The organism is Stenotrophomonas maltophilia (genome assembly GCF_013464485.1).
Lineage (GTDB): Bacteria > Pseudomonadota > Gammaproteobacteria > Xanthomonadales > Xanthomonadaceae > Stenotrophomonas > Stenotrophomonas maltophilia_AW.
Genome location: NZ_RAUX01000037.1, coordinates 42,059 through 61,340, shown reverse-complemented (window position 1 = coordinate 61,340; position 19,282 = coordinate 42,059). Strand labels below are relative to the sequence as shown.

The following is a 19,282-nucleotide window of genomic DNA, read 5'->3' as shown; positions in this document are numbered from 1 at the left end:
CAAACCGCGTCTGCCGGGCATGGCCCGACGCAACCAGAGCATCAGCGCCCTGCCGGCTCCACGCTGCTGCGCCAGGCATCGAGGAACTGACGGCGCTTGAGTGCATCCAGATACACCAGCAGGCCCGGACCCAGCTGGATCGGGCGGCGGCTGCGGCCGGGCGCATCGTCGCCACGTGCATTGCCGGTCACGATCGGCATCAGCCGCGCCTCGCGCGACAGCACCTGCTGGCCACGCGGTGACAACAGGTAGTCGAGGAAGCGTCGGGCTTCTTCCGGGTGTGGGCCGGTGCCTGGAATCACCGCGGTACGCAGCACCACCAGCGTGTAGTCCTCGGGCTCCACAATCGCCAGCGGGGCACCCGCGTCGATGCGCGCCTGCGCGTAGGAGCCGAGCACGTTGTAGACCAGCGACAGCTGTCCGCTGGCAACCTTGTCCAGCAGAACACCGGTGCGCTCTTCGCGCACCACGTCGTTGTCGCCCAGCGCGCCCAGCAACGCGCCAGCGATGCTGCCACGCTGCGCATCCTGGGTAGACAGCAGGTAGCCGACGCTGCTGCGCTCGATGTCATAGGTGCCGACCCTGCCGCGCAGGGGGGCGCCTTCGGCGCGCAGCCGGTCCAGCAGTTGCCGACGCGTATGCGGCACCTTCGCAGCCGACAGTGCGCGGGTGTTGTAGACCATCACCACCGGCTCGTAGCTGATGCCGAAGGCCTCGCTGCGCCACTGCGCCCAGGCTGGTAGCGCAGCGGTCTGCGCCGAACGATGCGGCAGCGCGTGGCCGTCGTTGACCAGTTTGGTCTGCAGGTCCATGCCGCTGGAGATCAGCAGGTCCGGCGATGCCGGTCCACCGCGGTCGTGCAGGTAACGCGCGTACAGGTCCTGGGTGATGATGTCTTCGTACACCACCTCGGTGCCGGGATGCAGGCGCTGGTAGTCGGCGATCACCACCGCGAACACTTCGATGTCGGTGGTGCCGTGGATGCGCAGCTGCGCGGTGGTTTTTCCCTGTGCCGGGAATCGGCGCACCTCGCCGGGTGCTGCCAGCGCCGGCAGGGCCAGCAACAGGGCCAGGGCAGTGGCGAACACACGGATCATGAACTGCTCCGGGGCAGGCGGATGGTGGCGATCAGCCCGCCTTGCGGGCGGTTGCTGAGGTCGATGCGACCGCCATGGCTGTCGACCACGCGCTTGACGATGGCCAGGCCGAGCCCGGCGCCGCCGGACGGCGCGCCTTCGCCACGGGCGAAGCGCTCGAACACGCGTTCGGCATCAGCAGGCGCGATGCCTGCGCCATGGTCGGCAATGGTCAGCACTGCCTGACCGCCTTCCACGGTCAGCGCGATCTGCAACGGGCCCTCGCCGCCGTACTTCAGTGCGTTGTCGACCAGGTTCTTGATCGCCTCGCGCAGCAGCAGCGCGTCGCCGTGCACCTGAACCGGCTCGGCGGTCATCGCAAGTTGCACGCGCGGTGCTGGGCCGGCCTGCGGCAGGGCTTCATGCAGGGCCTGGTGCACAGTCTCGGCCAGGTCCACCGCCGCAAAGCGCTGCAGATGCGAGCGATGGATCACGCTGGCATCGCTGAGCAGCTGGTTCAACAACCGGCTCATGTGGGTGGCATTGCGCTCGATCGCCTGCAGGCTGCGTCGCATGTCTTCCGGATCGTCATCATCCAGCGCCAGCTGTGCCTGCGCGCGCAGCGCCGCCAGCGGCGTGCGCATCTGATGCGCGGCCTCGGCCATGAACGCTCGCAGCGTCTCGTTGCTGCTGGACAGGCGCTCCATGAAGCGGTTCAACGCCGCTACCATCTGGTCCATCTCGCGCGGCACGCGCGCATCCAGCGGTTTCAGGTCGGACGGTTCGCGCCGCGACAGCTCGCGCTCCACCCGCACCAGTGGCCGGAACGCGCGATGCACGCCAAAGGCCACCAGCGCCAGCAGCAGGCCGGACAGCACACCGATCGCCAGCAATGCACGGTTGACCATGTCCTGCGCGACCGCTTCGCGCGCTCGCCGGGTCTGGCCGACCTGCACCTGTACCTCCCCCTGCGCCGAGGCGGCTGCGAAACTGCGGCCGACCACCACGAAGCGCACGGTCTCGCCGCTGTACGCCGCATCAAACAGCTGCGGTTGCGTGCCGGGCCGGCGCGGCGGCGGCGGCAGGTCGCCGTAGCCGGTGATCAGGTTGCCGCGGCTGTCGGCCACCCGATAGAACACACGGTCTTCCGGGGCCATCGCCAGCAGGTCCAACGCGGCATAAGGCAGATCGACCTGCCATTGGCCATCGACCAGGGCCACCGAATCGGCAATGGACAACGCCGAGGACACCAGCAGGTGATCGTAGGAACGGTTGGCGGCGCGCTGGCCATAGCCGCGCGCGGCAAACAGCAGGGCCACCGCGAACACCGCCAGCAACGCGCCGAGGTAGAGCAGCAGCGTGCGCCGCAGCGAGCCCGGTGCGGCATTCGCGGTACGCGCGTCAGCCATCGGCGTCGGCGCTGTCATCACTGGTTTCCAGCAGGTAGCCAACGCCGCGCACCGTGGTGATGCGCAGCGGTGCGCCTGCCAGCTTCTTTCTCAGGCGACCCACATACAGCTCGATTGCATTCGGGCCGGCTTCGTCGTCGAAGCCGAACAGGCCGTTGCCGATTTCGTCCTTGCCGACCACCTGGCCGAGGCGGCCGACCAGGATCTCCAGCAGCCGGTACTCGCGGTTGGGCAGTTCGATCGGTTCACCGTCGAGACTGACCCGGTGCGCCGCGTTGTCGAACTGGAAGCCACCGATCTGCACCACTTCGCTGGCCTGGCCACGCGCACGCCGCAGCAGCACGCGGCAGCGCGCTTCGAACTCGCGGAAATCGAACGGTTTGCCCAGGTAGTCGTCGGCGCCGACATCCAGCGCCTGCACACGGTCTTCGATGCCATCGCGTGCGGTCAGCATCAACACCGGCGTGCTGTCGCCGCGCTCGCGCATGCCGGCCAGCACGCGCAGGCCATCGAGCTTGGGCAGGCCGATATCCAGCACCACCAGGTCGAAGTTCTGGTAGCGCAGCACGCTGGCGGCAGCCAGGCCGTCGGCCTGCCAGTCCACGGCATGGCCACTGCGACGCATGCGACGGATGATCGCATCGGCCAGATCCGGGTTGTCTTCGACCAGCAGCAGGCGCATGGGCACGGGGGTGGGAGGGGAAACGAATGCTACCGCATGGTGCCGGGTCCGCCCGCCGGGCGTGGCCCGGCGTCCATTTACGCTGCACCGCACAAATTGCTGACAGGACGATGACAGCTACGACGACCCAGACTGCGGCCGCGCACCGTCCGGTGCCCACGATTGCCGCGCGCCTGGCGCGCACCTGGGAGGGTTTGTGGAATTCACGTTTGCCTGGCGGCGTCCTGCCGCCATGATGGCGCTGGCTGCCCTGTCGGCGCCAGCCTTCGCTGCCGAAGACGACCGTCCGGTCACCGCCACCCTGGGTGGCCGCCTGCACCTGGACTTCGCCACCTTCGACAACGACAACCGCGGCACCCCGAACAAGGACGACACCGAAATCCGCCGCGCGTGGGTTGACGTGTCCGGCAAGTTCTTCGTGGTCGACTACAAGCTGGAAGCCGATTTCTCCGGCGACCGCGTCGAGGCCAAGGACGTGTACCTGGCACGCCGCTTCGGCAAGGCCGGCAAGCTCACCGTCGGCCAGTTCAAGCAGTACTTCTCGCTGGATGACCGCACCAGCTCCAACTACGGCAGCTTCCTGGAGCGCGGCAACGCAGGAACCACGCTGGCGCCGCTGTACCGCCTGGGTGCGTCCTGGCAGGCCAATCCGGGTGATTTCACCTGGGCGGCCAGCGTCTACAGCCTGGAAAGCATCGACGCCTGGCAGGTGAAGGGCCGGGCCGCCGGTGGCCGCGTCACCTGGGCGCCCGCGCCCAGCGACGGCGACGTGCTGCACCTGGGTCTGTCGCTGGCCCGCGAGGCCTACGACAACCCCGGCAGCAATGGTACCCCGGGCCTGAAGATCCGCCCGCGCCCGGCCGGCCACCTGTCCGACGAAAGCCGCCTGACCCTGGTCGATTTCTCTGCCGGCCGCGATACCGACGTCAACAAGTGGTCGCTGGAATACGCGCAGGTGCGCGGCCCACTGTCCTGGCAGGGTGAATTCAGCGGTGCCACCTTCGACGACGGCGCCCAGCGGGGTGATGTGATGTCCGCCTACGGCATGCTCAGCTGGTTCGTCACCGGTGAAAGCCGCGCATACGATCGCAAGACCGGCCGCTTCGCACGGGTCAAGGACATCCGCCACAAGGCCGGTGCCTTCGAAGTGGCGCTGCGCTATGACCAGATGTGGGGCGCACAGCACCTGGATGGTGCGCCGGACCTGCGCCGCGGCAGCACCGAAGCCTGGACCCTGGGCGGCAACTGGTACCTGCGCGACAACCTGCGCTTCATGCTCAACGTGATCGAAAGCCGTAACCGCGACCGCCTGGCCGGGATGACGGTGGACCGCACGCGCGCGGTCACCGGGCGCCTGCAGTACGACTTCTAAGCCTGATACCCCGGGCATGCCGCCCGGGCCCCTTCCACGTCCCCACGTCCTGTTTTCGCAAGGAGTCCGCAGATGATGCTGAGCATCCTCGGCTTTGGCATGGTCATTACGTTCATGTACTTGATCATGAGCAAGCGCCTGTCGCCACTGGTCGCCCTGATCACCATCCCCATCCTGTTCGCGCTGATCGGAGGCTTCGGCGCCGGCATCGACGAGATGATGCTGGAGGGCATCAAGAAGATCGCGCCGACCGGTGTGATGCTGATGTTCGCCATCCTCTACTTCGGGGTGATGATCGACGCCGGCCTGTTCGATCCGCTGGTGCGGGTGATCCTGCGTTTCGTCAAGGGCGATCCGATGAAGATCGTGTTTGGCACCGCGGTGCTGGCGATGCTGATCTCGCTCGACGGTGATGGCTCGACCACCTACATGATCACCGTCTCGGCGATGCTGCCGCTGTACCAGCGGCTGGGTATGAACGCGCTGAACATGACCTGCGTGACCATCCTTGCCGGCGGTGTGATGAACCTGACCCCGTGGGGCGGCCCGACCGCACGCGCGGCCACCGCGCTGCACGTGGACCCGGCCGACGTGTTCGTGCCGCTGATCCCGTCGATGGTGATCGCCTGTGCCGGCGTGCTGCTGCTGGCCTGGTACCTGGGCCTGAAGGAACGCCGCCGCCTCGGCGTGGTGACCCTGCCCAAGGGCGGCAGCTGGATGGACAGCAGCGTGTCCGACGACAGCAATGCGCTGCCGACCGTGGAAGATGCCGAAGACATCAAGCGCCCGAAGCTGCTGTGGGTGAATCTGGCGCTGACCGTGGCGCTGATGACCGCGCTGATCATCGGCGTGCTGCCGATGCCGGTGCTGTTCATGGTCGGCTTCGCCATCGCGCTGGTGATCAACTACCCGAACCTGGCCGAACAGCGCCGCCGTGTGGTCAACCACGCCGGCAACGTGCTGTCGGTGGTGTCGCTGATCTTCGCCGCAGGCATCTTCACCGGCATCCTCAACAACACCGGCATGGTGGAGGCGATGTCGCACAGCTTCCTGGCGGTGATTCCGGAATCGTGGGGCCCGTACCTGGCGGTGATCACCGCCGTGGCGTCGATGCCGTTCACCTTCTTCATGTCCAACGACGCGTTCTACTTCGGCGTGCTGCCGATCCTGTCCGAGGCGGCCAGCAACTATGGCATTACCCCGGTGGAAATGGCGCGCGCCTCGCTGGCCGGGCAGCCGGTGCACCTGCTCAGCCCGCTGGTGCCGTCCACCTACCTGCTGGTGGGCCTGGCCAAGGTCGAATTCGCCGACCACCAGAAGTTCACCCTGAAGTGGGCCATCGCCATCTCGATGCTGCTGATGATCGGCAGCCTGCTGTTCGGCCTGTATCCCCTCGCCGCCTGACCCTTTGCCAAGGAGCCTTCTGCAATGACGCTTCGAATCGCTTACGTCACCAGTGGAATGGGCAGTGTCGGCACTGCCATCTGCCAGAGCCTGGCCCGCAGCGGCCACACCGTGGTTGCCGGCTGCGCGCCGAACTCACCGCGCAAGGCCAACTGGCTGCGCGAGCAGCGCGAACAGGGCTTTGACTTCATCGCCTCCGAAGGCAACGCCACCGACTGGGCTTCGACCAGCGCCGCGTTCGCCAAGGTGCGTGCCGAGGTCGGCGAGGTGGACGTGCTGGTCAACAATTCCGGTGGCAGCCGTGATCTGCTGTTCCGGCAGATGACGGTGGAAGACTGGAACGCGGTGATCGCCTCCAACCTCAATTCGCTGTTCAACCTGACCAAGCAGGTGGTCGATGGCATGGCCACGCGGGGCTGGGGCCGCATCATCAACATCGGCTCGGTCAGCGCCCACAAAGGCCAGATCGGCCAGGTGAACTACGCCACCGCCAAAGCCGCGATGCACGGTTTCAGCCGCGCACTGGCCGCCGAAGTCGCCTCGCGCGGGGTCACCGTCAACACGCTCTCGCCCGGCTACATCGCCAGCCAGGCGATCAGCAGCTTCCCGCCGGATGTGCTGGACCGGCTGGCGGCTTCGGTGCCGGTGCGCCGCCTCGGCCGCCCCGAGGAAGTGGCCGGCCTGTGCGCCTGGCTGGCCTCGGATGAAGCCTCGTATGTGACCGGCGCCGACTATCCGGTCAACGGTGGCCTGTACATGGGTTGAGCCCGTCTCCACGCAAGGCGTGGACCGCCTCCCCCACGGAGTGCGCGGGGCCGGTGAACCTTCGCTTGCGAGGGGGATCCGGCCCCTTTTTGTTTCTGCATTTTCGGGACGTATTGCCCGATACATCGGCAGAACCGGTGCTATACCTGCCAACGCTCGCCGAGCCCGATGGATGAACGGCCGGAATCGCGGATCAAGGAGGTTGGCATGCGTGCATTGCTGATTGCGCTTCTCGTGGTCGCCACCCCGCCACTGGCGGCCACCCCACCTGCTGCCACTGCGGAAGAGGCGGATGCAACCTGGCGGCTCGTGGAGCGCTGGTCCTTGCAGCTGGCACGCTCTGACCTTGTCGCGCAGCTATCACCCCTGGCTCCGGCCGGCTCGCGTTCGGAAGCAAGAATGGGCCGGGGCGACAGCGCCACCATCGATCTGGCGCCATTCGTGGTCGCTGGGAGGATCAAGGGGCCCTCTGGCCAGATCTACACCGACGCGTCGGGGCGAATCATCAAAGGCATTACGCTGCGGCTGAGCGGCGCCTGCATCTCGCGAAAGCAGATGGGTCGTCGCTACCCCGACTTCAATGTCCTTTCCGTGCCGTCAGGGCATAGCCTGGACGAGTCGACGGTGTTGGGCACAGTAGTGAACGGCATCCAGATCGGGTTCTCATTCTCCGAACATGACCGCGACTGCATGGACCAGCTCAAATTGAGCTGGCCTGGGGAGCGCTTCTGATTCCCACCGGCCTACCACCATGACGAACATGTTGCAGGACACGCACCACTGCCCTGCACCGTTCGTTGGTTTTTCGTAAAGAAGGTTTCATGTTCCGTTCGCATAGTGGCCATGCACCGCGCACGCGTGCCGGTGACCACCCCCAATGCAACGGACCACCATGCAGACCCGACACCTGACGATCGCCGTGGCGATCGCGCTCTCCGCCGCCAGCGCACATGCCGCCACCGTGGCCGACACCGGCGCCAACGCCAGCACCGAAGCCGCACTGAGCGCGCAGACGCTGGATACCGTCTCCGTGATCGGCCAGGGCGAGACCCGCCAGGTACAGCGCATTACCGCCGTCGACAAGCAGGTGCTGCCGCCGGGCACCAGTGGCCAGAAGATCCTCGACCGCCTGCCGGGCGTGTCGGTGCAGTCCAACGATGCCTTCGGCGCCAACGAAGAATCGCAGACCATCAGCCTGCGCGGCTTCGACAAGAGCCGCCTGGGTTACACGCTTGATGGCATTCCGCTGGGCGACAACAGCTACGGCAACTACAACGGCCTGAGCATCGCCCGCGCGATCATCGCCGAGAACCTGGCCGGCGCCGAACTTTCGCAGGGCATCGGTTCGCTCGGTGTTGCCTCGACCAGCAACCTGGGTGGCACCATCCAGTACTTCTCGATGGATCCGTCCACCGAGTTCGGTGGACGCGCCAGCGTCACCGTGGGTGACAACAACCAGCGCCGCGGCTACCTGCGCGTGGATACCGGTGACATCAACGGCTTCTCGGCCTATGTCTCTGGCGTGCACCAGGACCAGGACATGTGGGCCGCGCCGTACCAGAACCAGACCACCCGCCAGTTCAACGCCAAGGCGGTGTGGAACGTGGGCGATCACCGCTTCGGTGCCTTCGTGGCCACCTCGCGCGCCAGCCAGGCCAACTACGCCTACCTGTCCAAGGACATGCTGGCACGCGGCCTGGGTTACGACTGGAACATCTATGCGCCGGACTGGGACCGCGCCGTGGCGGCCGCGTACTGCGCGCCGGGCACCTTCAACAAAGCGCGGTGTGCGTTCAGTGGCGGTGTCAACAGCATCGACGATGCCTACTACCAGAGCCGAGCGCTGCGCGACGACAACCTGTATTCGGTTGATGCCGACCTGCGCCTGGGTGAGCAGGGGCGCCTGAAGCTGCTGGCCTACCATCATGACAACCGTGGCCAGGGCCACTGGTGGGCACCGGGCCAGCCGTCCTACCCGGGCACCGACAAGATGCTGCCGATCTCCATCCGCAGCACCAATTACACGATCAACCGCGATGGCCTGACCGCCGCGCTGTCGTGGACGGTGGGCATCCACGAGCTGGAAGCCGGCCTGTGGTACGAGCAGAACGACCATAACGTCTCGCGCAACTTCTACTACATCAGCGGCCCGTTCCTGGACGACCTGTACCTGAAGAACCCGGACCGCCTGTTGTTCAACCAGGACTTCGACATCCGCACGCGCCAGTTCTACGTGCAGGACCGCATGCGCTTCCTCGATCAGCGCCTGACCGTGGACGTCGGCATCAAGAGCCCGAACACCCGCATGCGCGCCACCGCCAAGCCGGGTGTGGAAACCAGCATCGCTTCGGGTACGCTGACCGCCAAGGAATCGGTGCTGCCGCAGGTAGGCCTGGGCTTCAAGCTCAACGCCAACAACGAGCTGTTCGCCTCGTACGCCGAGAACATCGCCGCGTTCGTCGGTGGTGGCAGCGGTGGCCCGCTGCAGGTGTCGCCGGAATCGTTCGCGGCCAGCGCCGGGCTGGAGCCGGAGAAGTCGAAGAGCCTGGAAGCCGGCTTCCGCACCTTCGGTGAGAAGTACCAGGCCTCGATCGCCGCGTACAACGTCAAGTTCGACAACCGCCTGCTGTCGCTGAACCCGTGTTCGAGCATCGAAGTGGGCACGCGCCCGGAGTGCGTGACGCGCTTCATCAACGTCGGTTCGGTGAAGAGCCACGGTGCCGAGCTGACGTTCATCCTCAAGCCGATCGACGGACTGCAGTGGTACAACGCGCTGTCCTGGAACAAGACCACCTACGAGGATGACTACACCTCGGGCGGCGCAATCGTGCCGGTGGCCGGCAAGATCACGGTGGATACGCCGCAGCGCATGGCCTCCAGCGAGATCAGCTGGAACCGCGATGGCTTCTTCGCCAGCCTGCGTGCCAAGTACACCGGCAAGCGCTACTACACCTACACCAACGACCAGTCGGTACCGGGCGTGACCACCTTCGACGCCGGTGCGGGCTACGACTTCGGCCAGGGCCTGGGCCTGCGCAACGTGCGGGTGTCGTTGAATGCGACCAACCTGACCAACAAGCGCTATGCGGGCCAGCTGAGTTCGTTCGCACCGACCGATCCGAAGGGCACGCGGTATGCGATCCATGCGAGCGCGCCGCGCCAGCTGTTCATGACGGTGGCGGCGGAGTTCTAAGTCAGAAGCGTTGCCCCGCGGCGTCTTGATTGTCGTCGGGGGGCAGGGCCGGATGGGCCGGCGCAGGACACGCCGTGAACCCATCCATGGGGGCTCGATGGCGCCATCCATGGCGCCAACGGTCCTGCGCCGGCCCATCCAACTCTGCTCGACGGTTTCCCGCGCCACGGTGCGGAGGGCAAAGAAGAGCAGAAGCAAAGAGCCGGGCATTGCCCGGCTCTTTGCTTTTCAAGCGCAATCCCTCTGGTGGACCTGCTACCGCGCCCGCAGGAATCTGTCTGGAGGAGGCGGGGCCCCCTGGCCAGGACCGTTGGCGCCATGGATGGCGCCATCGAGCACCATGGAGGGGCTTTTGCGTGTCCTGGCCAGGGTGCCCCGCCTCCTCCCCACCGATAGCAGGCAGGCGCTGGAGGGGCCGCCAACGCCTTTCATTCCGGCGCCAGCTGGTCCATCCGTATCCGGTTGGCGAACAGCGAGAACGCCAGCATGCCGGCCAGGCCGTTCGCCCGGCTCATCCAGTGCGGCAGCCAGCGCGGCGGCTTCAGCACCCCCGCATCGAACAACGGCGCGAACGCAATCGCGTCGGTCAGACTCATCTTGCCCGCGAACAACCAACGGCAGACCTGCAGGCGATCCTCGGCCAGCATGTGGCGGAAGAACGTGTGCACCGACACCAGGCCGCGCAGGTACACCGTGTCCTTGGTAAAGGCCAGGCCGCCACTCGGCGGTACCCCACGGAACACGCGTTGTGCCGAAGCGAAGCTCTCCTCGGCGTTCTGCCCGGCATCGCAGAAGTAACGGAACACCTCGATGAAGTCGGCACCTTCGCGCGCCATCGCAATCGCTTCGGTACGCAGGCTGATGCGCTTCAGGCGCTCGATGTCGATGCTGCCAGTGATCTGCTCGGCAAACGTCGCCAATCCTTCCTGGGTCGCGGTCACCCGTGGCGACGACAACGCCAGGCTGGGCAGCACTGGCTGTTCGCGGCCATTCAATGCGGTCAGCGAATGCACCAGCGCTTCGTGGTGGAACAGCTGCGCGCGGTCGTAGGCGCTGAAGCGCGCACTGGTGCGCAGGCGGATGCGGGTCGGGCCGGCAGCGGCCTTGGACACCAGCTCCGGATCCAGCTGCACCTGGATGATGCGCGATTCGAAGAACGCATCCAGGTCATTCTGCAGCTGCAGCTGCAGGGCAATGGCCGAGACCGGCACCTGCTCTTCCGGCGCCAGCAGTTCGTGATCGAGTTCGGCAGCAATCTGGATGAAGTGACGCGCCGCTTCGCGCGTGCTCGGGCCATTGCCTGGCAACGGCTGCTCGGGCGCGCCGAACAGCTGCACCGAACAGGTATCGACCGCCGCGGTTCCCAGACCTTCCAGCAGCTGTGCGGCCAGGTCCCAGCTCTGCGCCGACTGACGCACGTAGTGGCCCAGCGGATGGCTGTCGTCACAGTCCGCAGAGATCGCAGCCAGCGCGCGGCGCTCTTCGCTGAAATCCAACCGCGGATAGTCGACCTTGGGGAGCACCGGCTGGCCGCGCGCCACGCTGTCCAGGAAGGGTGCCTGCAGCGTTGCCGGCCAGCTGGTCAGGCCCAGCAGGCGGATGCCCCCCACGGCCTCGACCAGGCGCGCATCGAGCGCTGCATGGTGGGCCACGTCACGGTCCAGCGTCGCGGTCGGTTCCATGGGCGGACTATAGCGCCCTGCCCTTGCTTTGGTGGGTGCCAACCTTGGTTGGCATCCACCGAAGGCGGGCTTTGGACACCTCCGTGCCAACCAAGGTTGGCACCCACCAGGAGCAGGTTTCCGGTACTACGGGATCAGCGCCTACGCGGCTTGCCGGCCGGGCGGAACTGCTGGCCCTTGCCCTTCCTGCCGCCGCGCTCCTGCGCGGTCTCAGCCTGGCGCACGGCCAGCTTGGCAGCAGCGGCGGCCACTTCGTCCTTCAGCTTGAAGTAGTTCAGCAGGCGGCTCTCTTCGATCTCACCTGCCTCGATCGCTGCACGCACGGCACAGCCCGGTTCCTGCTGGTGCTTGCAGTCGTTGAAGCGGCACTGTGCGGCCAGCGCTTCGATATCGGCGAAGCCGCCTTCGGACAGCGTCTCTTCACCGGTCGGCTTCAGCTCGCGCATGCCGGGGGTGTCGATCAGGCAGGCGCCGGTCGGCAGCGGCATCAGCGCACGATGGGTGGTGGTGTGGCGGCCGCGCGAATCGTTGGCACGCACCGCGTTGGTCTTCATCCGCTGCTCGCCGAGCAGGGTGTTGGTCAACGTGGACTTGCCGGCACCGGACGAGCCCACCAGCACCACGGTGCGGCCCGGGCCCAGCCACGGTTGCAGCACGGCAACGCTGTCGGCATCCAGGCCGTTGATCGCATGCAGGGCGATGCCCTGCATCTCCAGCTCTTCCAGCACCGCCAGCGCGTCTTCGCTGTACTCGGTCTGGTCAGCCTTGGTCAGCACCACCACCGGCTCGGCACCACCACCGCCGACCAGCAGCAGGTAGCGTTCGATGCGCCTCGGATTGAAGTCGGCATCCAGGCCGCAGACGATGAACACCGTATCGATGTTTGCTGCGATCACCTGCTGGTGGTAATGCTCGCCGGCCGCACCGCGCTTGATCGCGGTACGCCGCGGCAGCAGCGCGACGATGCGGATGCCATCGAGCAGCACCCAGTCACCCACCGCCGGCCGTTCATGGCTGGGGAAGCGTGGGCGTTGCCATTCCGGCAGCGATTCGGCCTTGATCGAGGCGTCCGGACCATCGGCCACCACGTAGTGGGTGCGGTGCTGTTCGATCACCCGTGCCGGGCGGGCCTGCGGGTGTGCGGCCATCGCGGCCTGCCAGTCGGCCTGCTGCGCCGGGCCCGGCCAGGGCCAGCCGATGGTCTGCAGGGCGGTGAAATCGGGGGTCTGGGTCATCGCCACCATTCTACCCGTGCCGATGCCCTGCCAGCCCAACAACGGCAAGCCCTGCGCCCTTGCCATGCAGTGCAGCAATTCCGGTAGGATGGAAGCCCCATGCCATTTGACGGCCCAGCTCCCATGTCCACCACCTCGCCCAAGCCCCTGGCCATCCGCGAGCGCCTTTCCGAAGTGCGCTACGAAATCCGCGGAGAACTGGCGCGGCGAGCCCGGGAACTGGAGGCGCAGGGCCGCAAGCTGATCAAGCTCAACATCGGCAATCCGGGCGCTTTCGGTTTCCGCGCGCCCGAGCACCTGCAGCACGCGATCGCCGACGACATGGGCCGCACCGACCCCTACACCCACCAGCAGGGCCTGCCGGTGGCGCGCGAAGCCATCGCCAGCTACTACGCCCGTCGTGGCGCGCCCGATGCACACCCGGACCGCGTCTTCCTCGGCAACGGCGTCAGCGAGCTGATCGACCTGTCGCTGCGTGCGCTGCTCAACCCGGGCGATGAAGTGCTGGTGCCCTCGCCCGACTACCCGCTGTGGTCGGCTTCGACCATCCTCAACGATGGCCGCCCGGTGTACTACCGCTGCGCGCCGGAGAACGGCTTCCAGCCAGACCCGAGCGAGATCGAGACGCTGGTCTCTTCGCGCACCCGCGCCATCGTGCTGATCAATCCGAACAATCCCAGCGGCGCCAGCTACCCGCGCGAACTGCTGGAGCGCGTGGTGGAGATCGCGCGCCGCCACAACCTGCTGCTGCTGGTCGATGAGATCTACGACCAGATCCTGTACGACGATGCGGTGTTCCAGCCGGTCGCGCCGCTGGCCGGCGACCATCCGTGCCTGACCTTCAGCGGCCTGAGCAAAGTGCACCGGGCCTGCGGCTGGCGCGTGGGCTGGGCCCATCTCAGCGGCGACGATGCCCGCCTGGGTGACTTCCGCGCCGCGCTGGACCTGTTGGGCGCGCTGCGCCTGTGCGCCAACGTGCCGGGCCAGTACGCCATCGAGGCGGCGGTGAACGGTCCGGACACCATCTCCGAGCTGTGCACGCCAGGCGGCCGCCTGTATGAAACCCGCCGCGCGGTGATCGAGGCCTGCGAAGCCAGCGAGCACCTGTCGCTGGTCGCGCCGGCCGGCGCGCTGTATGCGTTCCCGGCCGTGGTTGGTGCCGCTGCGAAGGGCTTCGACGACCACACCTTCGCGCTGGACCTGATGAACAACGAAGGCGTGCTGGTGGTGCCGGGCTCAAGCTTCAACGTGCCCTACCGCCATCACTTCCGCGTGACCCTGATGCCGGAAGCCTCGGTGATGCGCGATGTGTTCGCCCGCATCGACCGCGTGCTGGCGCGCCGTGCCGAGGACGCGACCAAGGTCGTGCCGATGAAGCCGCGCCGCTCGGTGGCCTGAGCCGTGGCGTTGTCCTACCTGGCGCTGGGCGACTCGTACACCATTGGTGAAGCGGTTGCGTTTCAAGGCCGCTGGCCGCACCAGCTGGCCGCCGCGCTGCGTGCGCAGGGCATCGACCTGTCCGACCCGCAGACCATTGCGACCACCGGCTGGACGACCGACGAACTCCACGCGGGTATCGACGCGACCGCACCGCAGGGTCCGTTCGATTTCGTCAGCCTGCTGATCGGCGTCAACAACCAGTACCGCGGGCGCCCGCTGGACGAGTACCGCAGCCAGTTCCAGGCCCTGCTGGAACGTGCGATCGGCTTCGCCGACGGTGATGCCGGCCGCGTGCTGGTGCTGTCCTTCCCCGATTGGGGTGCCACCCCGTTCGGCGCCGGCAGTGGCCGCGACCTGGCCGCGATCGAGATCGAGACCGACGAGTTCAATGCCGCCGCCGAGGTGATCAGTACCCGGCACGGTGTGGCCTTCGTCGACATCACCGACATCAGCCGCGCGCAGGGCGAAGACCCGACGATGATCGCCGAGGACGGCCTGCATCCTTCAGCACGGATGTACGCGCTGTGGAGCGCGCGCGCGCTGCCGGTTGCCGCGCATCTGCTTGGCGGCACGGACTGAGACGATGGATGGCACGCCACGGAACGGCACGCCCCTGCCCTGCACTCCCCTGACGGCCCCGCAGGCCCGCTTGATCGCCGAAGCGTTCCGCCCGGCGAAGGCCTGGGGCAGCCGCCGCGACTACTACTACACCCGCGGCAAGCTCGGCAGCGATCCGCTGTACGACGGCGTGATGCAGCATCTGCCTGACGACGGGCAGCCGGTGCTGGACCTCGGCTGCGGGCTGGGCCTGTTCGCCCATGTACTGCGCCAGCGCGGCGGCACCCAGCGCTACCTGGGCGTGGACGTGGATGCCGGCAAGATCGCCCGCGCGCAACGCGCCGCCGCCGAGCTGCATGACGTGCGCTTCGACTGTGTGGACGTGCAGGCACCACTGCCGGCGCAGGCCGGGCACGTCCTGCTGCTGGACGTGCTGCAGTACCTGGATGCGGGCCCACAGCAGGCACTGCTGCGCGCGGCCAGTGCGCGGGTGGCCCCCGGCGGCTGCCTGTTGCTGCGCACGCCGCTGGCCACCGGCGATGGCCGCGACCGCACTACCCGGGTGGCGGACCGGCTTGCCTGGCTGGTCGGCTGGATGGGCACGCGGCCGCGCCACTACCCCGATCCAGAGGTGCTGCAGACCACGCTTGCCGAAGCGGGATTGCAGGCAACCGCCCCCCGGCCGCTGCATGGGCGCACGCCGTTCAACAGCTGGCTGCTGGTGGCCGAACGCCCTGAGGTGTAGAGCCGAGCCCACGCTCGGCTGCTCTCCGACGCTTTCCGGTGCTGCGCACCGCCGCCCGAGCATCGGCTCGGGCGCTACAGGATGATCGCCTGCCCCTGTAGAGCCGAGCCCACGCTCGGCTGCTCTCCGACGTTTTCCGGTGCTGCGCACCGCCGCCCGAGCATCGGCTCGGGCGCTACAGGATGATCGCCTGCCCCTGTAGAGCCGAGCCCACGCTCGGCTGCTCTCCGACGTTTTCCGGTGCTGCGCACCGCCGCCCGAGCATCGGCTCGGGCGCTACAGGATGATCGCCTGCCCCTGTAGAGCCGAGCCCACGCTCGGCTGCTCTCCGACGTTTTCCGGTGCTGCGCACCGCCGCCCGAGCATCGGCTCGGGCGCTACAGGATGATCGCCTGCCCCTGTAGAGCCGAGCCCACGCTCGGCTGCTCCATGCGGAGCGAGTCCGGCACTACGAGGCCGGCAGTTGCGCCTTCAAGCCGCGCTCGTCCAGCGCCTGCAGCACGCGCTCGATGATCGCCAGGTTGTGACCGTGGGCGGCGCCTTCATGCAGCAGCACGATGGCGCCGGGGCGCAGGTCGGGCAGCAGCCGCGCCAGCACGCCCTCCGGCGTGCAGCCGACGCCGTCGTAGCCACGGGCACTCCAGCCCACGCGCAGCAGGCCCTGGGCCTTCAACACCGGCGCCACGAACGGATTGGTCATGCCCACCACCGAGCGGTACCAGCGCACTGGATGGCCACCCAGGGACTGCAGCGCGTGCTGGCAGCCTTCGATCTCGGCACGCATCGCGGCCGGGCCCAGCCGCCAGAAGCGTGCCTGCGGATGGCTGTGGCTGTGATTGCCCAGGTCGTGGCCACGGCGCAGGATCTCGGTCACCAGTTCCGGCTGTGCCAGCGCACGTTCCCCCACCAGGAAGAAGGTGGCGCGCGCCTGGTGGCGGTCCAGCAGGTCGAGCACGGCGCGGGTTTCCGGGCCGGGGCCGTCATCGATGGTCAGCCATACCGTGTTGCCGGCCTCCGGCAGCCGGCTCAGCACCGGCGCATAGAAGCGGCTGTTGGGCAGGAACACCGGCACCATGAACACTGCGTGGCTGACCACCATCAGCGGCAGGCCCCACTGCCAGCCCGCCAGCGCCCAGACCAGGATCACGGCCAGCTGCGACGCCACCAGCCAGGGCAGCCAGCGCCAGGGGCGGGCCGGGATGCGATGCAATGTTCCTGCGTTGCTCATCCCCCATGATGCCATGGGGGTTAGAATTGATGATTCGAATTCCCGGAAACCCGACGTCCATGTCCCTCGATCCCGCTCTGCGTTCGCGCATCGAATCCATTCTCAACGCCAACCGCGTCGTGCTGTTCATGAAGGGCCAGCCGTCCATGCCGCAGTGTGGTTTCTCGGCAAAGGCCGTGGGCGCCCTGCAGGACCTCGGCGTTGAGTTCGCCCACGTCAACGTGCTGGCCGATCAGGAAATCCGTGAAGGCATCAAGGCCTACGGCGACTGGCCGACCATCCCGCAGCTGTACATCGACGGCGAGCTGGTCGGCGGCAGCGACATCGTGCTGCAGATGGCCGCCAGCGGCGAGCTGAGCAGCGTGCTGGGCCTGGCCGCACCGGACCGCACCCCGCCGAGCATCACCGTCACCCCGGCCGCCGTGGAAATGCTCAAGGGCGCGCTGGCCGACGCCCCCGGCGCCGCCCTGCAGCTGAGCATCGACGCCGGCTTCCAGCCGAACTTCCAGCTGGCCCCGCACGATGAAGGCGCGATCGCGGCCGAGTCCAACGGCCTGCGCGTGCAGTTCGACCTGGCCAGCGCGCGCCGCGCCAACGGCATCACCATCGACTGGGTGGACGACATCCGCGGCAAGGGCCTGGCGATCGACAACCCGAACGCGCCCAAGCCGGTGCAGGAAATCAGCGTGCGTGATGCCGACGACCTGGTGCGTGCCGGCAACATCACCCTGGTGGACGTGCGCCCGGCCGACGAACGCGCCATCGCAGCGGTCGGCGTACCGTTCAGGAGCTTCGACGGCAACGGCCGTGCCGACCTGGAAGCCCTGCCCAAGGACACCGCGCTGGCCTTCCTGTGCCACCACGGCGGCCGCAGCGCACAGGCTGCCGAGCAGTTCCGTGCACTGGGCTTCACCAAGGTGTTCAACGTCACCGGCGGCATCAATGCCTGGTCTGAAGACGTGGACAACGGCGTGCCGAAGTACTGATCGGCACTGAAAAAGGGGACGGACGGAATTAAGTCGTTTGTGGCATAAACGACTTAATTCCGTCCGTCCCCTTTTTCTTATCCGGCAAACCCGCCTTCGGCCAGGTAATCCAGCTCTTCTGCCGTGGGGAAACGACCGAGCACGGCGTTGCGGTGCGGGAAACGGCCGAAGCGACGGATGATGTCGCGGTGCAGTTCGGCGTACTGCAGGTATTCCTTGTCACCCAGCACGTCGAACATCGCTACCGAACGATCCTGGTCCAACGGATCCTCGGAGTGCTCGAACGGCAGGTAGATGAAAGCACGCAGCTTGGGGACCAGCTGCAGGTCCAGCCCTTCCTCGATCGCGCGCATGGCGTAGTGCCGCGCCAGGCCATCGGTGGCATAGGAATGGGCAGTGCCCCGGAAGCAGTTGCGCGGGAACTGGTCCAGCAGCAACATCAGGGCCAGCGCCCCTTCGGCACTGCCCAGCCAATGCTCGCGCGCGCGCGAAGCAGCGGCGAAATGCTCATCCAGGAACAACTGGCGGAACTGCGCGTCGAACGCGTCGTCGCGGGCGAACCACTTCGCAGGGCCCGCCTCCTTCCAGAATTCCACCACTTGCGCGGCAACGTCCATCACCTACTCCCAGGCCCGGACGCCCCGCGCCCGGCCTTCATCATCATTCGTCAAAGCGCAGGTGGCGGACCGACTTGCCGTTGCGCCGGATAAGCTTAAGCGCCTCGATACCGATCTGGATATGGTTTTCCACGAACTGGGAGCTGACCTTGGCATCGGAGGCCTCGGTCTTGACCCCGTCAGGGATCATCGGCTGGTCCGAGACCAGCAGCAGCGCGCCACTGGGGATGTGGTTGGCAAAGCCGGCGGCGAACACCGTGGCCGTCTCCATGTCGATGGCCATGCAGCGCATCGCCCGCAGCCGCTCCTTGAAGGCCTCATCGTGTTCCCAGACCCGGCGGTTGGTGGTGTAGACCGTACCCGTCCAGTAGTCGTGGCCGAGGTCGCGGATCATGGTCGAGACCGCACGCTGCAGCGCGAACGCCGGCAACGCCGGTACTTCCGGCGGCAGGTAATCGCCCGAGGTACCCTCGCCCCGGATCGCAGCGATCGGCAGCACCAGGTCGCCCAGCTGGTTCTTGCGCTTGAGGCCACCGCACTTGCCCAGGAACAGCACCGCCTTGGGCATCACCGCCGACAGCAGGTCCATGATGATCGCGGCATTGGGGCTGCCCATGCCGAAGTTGATCATGGTGATGCCGTCGATCGTGGCGCTGGCCATCGGCCGGTCCAGGCCGATGACGGGCGCACCGGTCAGCTCGGAAAAGGTGTGCAGGTAGCCGCCGAAGTTGGTCAGCAGGATGTGCTGGCCGAACTGGTCCAGGGGCACGCCGGTATAGCGCGGCAGCCAGTTGTCGACGATTTCCTGCTTGCTCTTCATGGGCGGTCCGGTACGGCGGGGACCGGGTATTTTCGGCCAGCAGGGCGGTGCCGTCGAGATGGCGACGTCC

At 67.2% G+C, this 19,282-nt stretch carries 17 protein-coding genes; 9 read left to right on the top strand and 8 right to left on the bottom strand.

The annotated features are described in order from the left end of the window. Nucleotides 1-41: 41 nt before the first annotated feature. The 3 genes from D7Y61_RS16895 to D7Y61_RS16885 are packed head-to-tail and all read right to left on the bottom strand — an operon-like array spanning nt 42 to nt 3,167. Nucleotides 42-1,097, bottom strand: a complete 1,056-nt coding sequence (locus D7Y61_RS16895) for an ABC transporter substrate-binding protein (RefSeq protein WP_180867938.1) — start codon at nt 1,095-1,097, stop codon at nt 42-44. Further along, nucleotides 1,094-2,485: a sensor histidine kinase gene (locus D7Y61_RS16890; RefSeq protein ID WP_180867977.1), complete on the bottom strand. Its 1,392-nt coding sequence runs from the start codon at nt 2,483-2,485 to the stop codon at nt 1,094-1,096. The genes D7Y61_RS16895 and D7Y61_RS16890 overlap by 4 nt, the downstream gene beginning before the upstream one ends. Beyond that, nucleotides 2,478-3,167, bottom strand: coding sequence for a response regulator (locus tag D7Y61_RS16885; protein ID WP_180867936.1), 690 nt, complete (start codon nt 3,165-3,167; stop codon nt 2,478-2,480). The genes D7Y61_RS16890 and D7Y61_RS16885 overlap by 8 nt, the downstream gene beginning before the upstream one ends. A 232-nt stretch (nt 3,168-3,399) precedes the next feature. Between D7Y61_RS16885 and D7Y61_RS16880 the strand changes: the two genes are divergently transcribed. The 5 genes from D7Y61_RS16880 to D7Y61_RS16860 all read left to right on the top strand — a co-directional run bounded on the left by D7Y61_RS16880 (nt 3,400) and on the right by D7Y61_RS16860 (nt 9,901). Then, nucleotides 3,400-4,539: an OprO/OprP family phosphate-selective porin gene (locus D7Y61_RS16880; RefSeq protein ID WP_180867975.1), complete on the top strand. Its 1,140-nt coding sequence runs from the start codon at nt 3,400-3,402 to the stop codon at nt 4,537-4,539. A gap of 75 nt (nt 4,540-4,614) precedes the next feature. Then, nucleotides 4,615-5,943 (top strand): CitMHS family transporter, encoded by a 1,329-nt coding sequence (locus D7Y61_RS16875; RefSeq protein ID WP_180867974.1) that lies wholly within the window; start codon nt 4,615-4,617, stop codon nt 5,941-5,943. A 24-nt stretch (nt 5,944-5,967) separates the two neighbouring features. Beyond that, the gene (gene phbB, locus D7Y61_RS16870) at nt 5,968-6,708 is read left to right on the top strand and encodes an acetoacetyl-CoA reductase (RefSeq protein ID WP_012481221.1); all 741 of its coding nucleotides are present in this window, start codon (nt 5,968-5,970) and stop codon (nt 6,706-6,708) included. A gap of 207 nt (nt 6,709-6,915) precedes the next feature. Then, nucleotides 6,916-7,440: a hypothetical protein gene (locus D7Y61_RS16865; protein ID WP_180867934.1), complete on the top strand. Its 525-nt coding sequence runs from the start codon at nt 6,916-6,918 to the stop codon at nt 7,438-7,440. A gap of 160 nt (nt 7,441-7,600) precedes the next feature. After that, entirely contained in the window at nt 7,601-9,901 is a 2,301-nt protein-coding gene (locus tag D7Y61_RS16860; protein ID WP_180867932.1) for a TonB-dependent receptor, read from the top strand. Nucleotides 9,902-10,329: 428 nt separating this feature from the next. Here D7Y61_RS16860 and D7Y61_RS16855 read toward each other — a convergent pair whose 3' ends face one another. Further along, on the bottom strand, nt 10,330-11,583 hold the full coding sequence (locus D7Y61_RS16855; protein ID WP_180867930.1) for a flavohemoglobin expression-modulating QEGLA motif protein: 1,254 nt from the start codon (nt 11,581-11,583) through the stop codon (nt 10,330-10,332). Nucleotides 11,584-11,717: 134 nt separating this feature from the next. Further along, entirely contained in the window at nt 11,718-12,827 is a 1,110-nt protein-coding gene (gene rsgA / locus D7Y61_RS16850; RefSeq protein ID WP_180867973.1) for a ribosome small subunit-dependent GTPase A, read from the bottom strand. A 114-nt stretch (nt 12,828-12,941) separates the two neighbouring features. Between rsgA and D7Y61_RS16845 the strand changes: the two genes are divergently transcribed. The 3 genes from D7Y61_RS16845 to D7Y61_RS16835 are packed head-to-tail and all read left to right on the top strand — an operon-like array spanning nt 12,942 to nt 15,561. Then, entirely contained in the window at nt 12,942-14,216 is a 1,275-nt protein-coding gene (locus D7Y61_RS16845) for a pyridoxal phosphate-dependent aminotransferase (protein ID WP_180867928.1), read from the top strand. Between the two features lie 3 nt (nt 14,217-14,219). Beyond that, nucleotides 14,220-14,837, top strand: coding sequence for a GDSL-type esterase/lipase family protein (locus D7Y61_RS16840; protein ID WP_180867926.1), 618 nt, complete (start codon nt 14,220-14,222; stop codon nt 14,835-14,837). A gap of 4 nt (nt 14,838-14,841) precedes the next feature. Further along, complete coding sequence (locus tag D7Y61_RS16835) at nt 14,842-15,561, top strand: class I SAM-dependent methyltransferase (RefSeq protein ID WP_180867925.1); 720 nt, start codon at nt 14,842-14,844, stop codon at nt 15,559-15,561. 448 nt (nt 15,562-16,009) lie between these two features. On the opposite strand, the gene D7Y61_RS16830 is transcribed toward D7Y61_RS16835, so the two are convergent. Next, nucleotides 16,010-16,789 carry a polysaccharide deacetylase family protein gene (locus tag D7Y61_RS16830; RefSeq protein ID WP_180867924.1) on the bottom strand — a complete coding sequence of 260 codons (780 nt, stop codon included), beginning with the start codon at nt 16,787-16,789 and terminating at the stop codon, nt 16,010-16,012. Between the two features lie 59 nt (nt 16,790-16,848). Here D7Y61_RS16830 and grxD point away from each other — a divergent pair, with 59 nt between their 5' ends. Beyond that, nucleotides 16,849-17,775, top strand: a complete 927-nt coding sequence (gene grxD, locus D7Y61_RS16825) for a Grx4 family monothiol glutaredoxin (RefSeq protein WP_180867923.1) — start codon at nt 16,849-16,851, stop codon at nt 17,773-17,775. A gap of 77 nt (nt 17,776-17,852) precedes the next feature. Here the strand turns inward: grxD and D7Y61_RS16820 are convergent, their stop codons facing one another. Both D7Y61_RS16820 and D7Y61_RS16815 read right to left on the bottom strand, forming a co-directional pair. After that, the gene (locus tag D7Y61_RS16820) at nt 17,853-18,392 is read right to left on the bottom strand and encodes a DUF924 family protein (RefSeq protein ID WP_005410992.1); all 540 of its coding nucleotides are present in this window, start codon (nt 18,390-18,392) and stop codon (nt 17,853-17,855) included. 43 nt (nt 18,393-18,435) lie between these two features. Continuing rightward, entirely contained in the window at nt 18,436-19,212 is a 777-nt protein-coding gene (locus D7Y61_RS16815) for an AMP nucleosidase (RefSeq protein ID WP_005414446.1), read from the bottom strand. Between the last annotated feature and the right edge of the window lie 70 nt (nt 19,213-19,282).

Excerpts from the sequence above, each read along its gene's own strand:
- D7Y61_RS16830 (WP_180867924.1), bottom strand. The coding sequence starts at position 16,789 with ATGAGCAACGCAGGAACATTGCATCGCATCCCGGCCCGCCCCTGGCGC.
- D7Y61_RS16890 (WP_180867977.1), bottom strand. The coding sequence starts at position 2,485 with ATGGCTGACGCGCGTACCGCGAATGCCGCACCGGGCTCGCTGCGGCGC.
- D7Y61_RS16865 (WP_180867934.1), top strand. The coding sequence starts at position 6,916 with ATGCGTGCATTGCTGATTGCGCTTCTCGTGGTCGCCACCCCGCCACTG.
- D7Y61_RS16835 (WP_180867925.1), top strand. The coding sequence starts at position 14,842 with ATGGATGGCACGCCACGGAACGGCACGCCCCTGCCCTGCACTCCCCTG.
- D7Y61_RS16855 (WP_180867930.1), bottom strand. The coding sequence starts at position 11,583 with ATGGAACCGACCGCGACGCTGGACCGTGACGTGGCCCACCATGCAGCG.
- D7Y61_RS16880 (WP_180867975.1), top strand. The coding sequence starts at position 3,400 with ATGATGGCGCTGGCTGCCCTGTCGGCGCCAGCCTTCGCTGCCGAAGAC.
- D7Y61_RS16845 (WP_180867928.1), top strand. The coding sequence starts at position 12,942 with ATGTCCACCACCTCGCCCAAGCCCCTGGCCATCCGCGAGCGCCTTTCC.
- grxD (WP_180867923.1), top strand. The coding sequence starts at position 16,849 with ATGTCCCTCGATCCCGCTCTGCGTTCGCGCATCGAATCCATTCTCAAC.
- D7Y61_RS16875 (WP_180867974.1), top strand. The coding sequence starts at position 4,615 with ATGCTGAGCATCCTCGGCTTTGGCATGGTCATTACGTTCATGTACTTG.
- D7Y61_RS16895 (WP_180867938.1), bottom strand. The coding sequence starts at position 1,097 with ATGATCCGTGTGTTCGCCACTGCCCTGGCCCTGTTGCTGGCCCTGCCG.
- D7Y61_RS16815 (WP_005414446.1), bottom strand. The coding sequence starts at position 19,212 with ATGAAGAGCAAGCAGGAAATCGTCGACAACTGGCTGCCGCGCTATACC.
- rsgA (WP_180867973.1), bottom strand. The coding sequence starts at position 12,827 with ATGGTGGCGATGACCCAGACCCCCGATTTCACCGCCCTGCAGACCATC.
- D7Y61_RS16820 (WP_005410992.1), bottom strand. The coding sequence starts at position 18,392 with ATGGACGTTGCCGCGCAAGTGGTGGAATTCTGGAAGGAGGCGGGCCCT.
- phbB (WP_012481221.1), top strand. The coding sequence starts at position 5,968 with ATGACGCTTCGAATCGCTTACGTCACCAGTGGAATGGGCAGTGTCGGC.
- D7Y61_RS16885 (WP_180867936.1), bottom strand. The coding sequence starts at position 3,167 with ATGCGCCTGCTGCTGGTCGAAGACAACCCGGATCTGGCCGATGCGATC.
- D7Y61_RS16860 (WP_180867932.1), top strand. The coding sequence starts at position 7,601 with ATGCAGACCCGACACCTGACGATCGCCGTGGCGATCGCGCTCTCCGCC.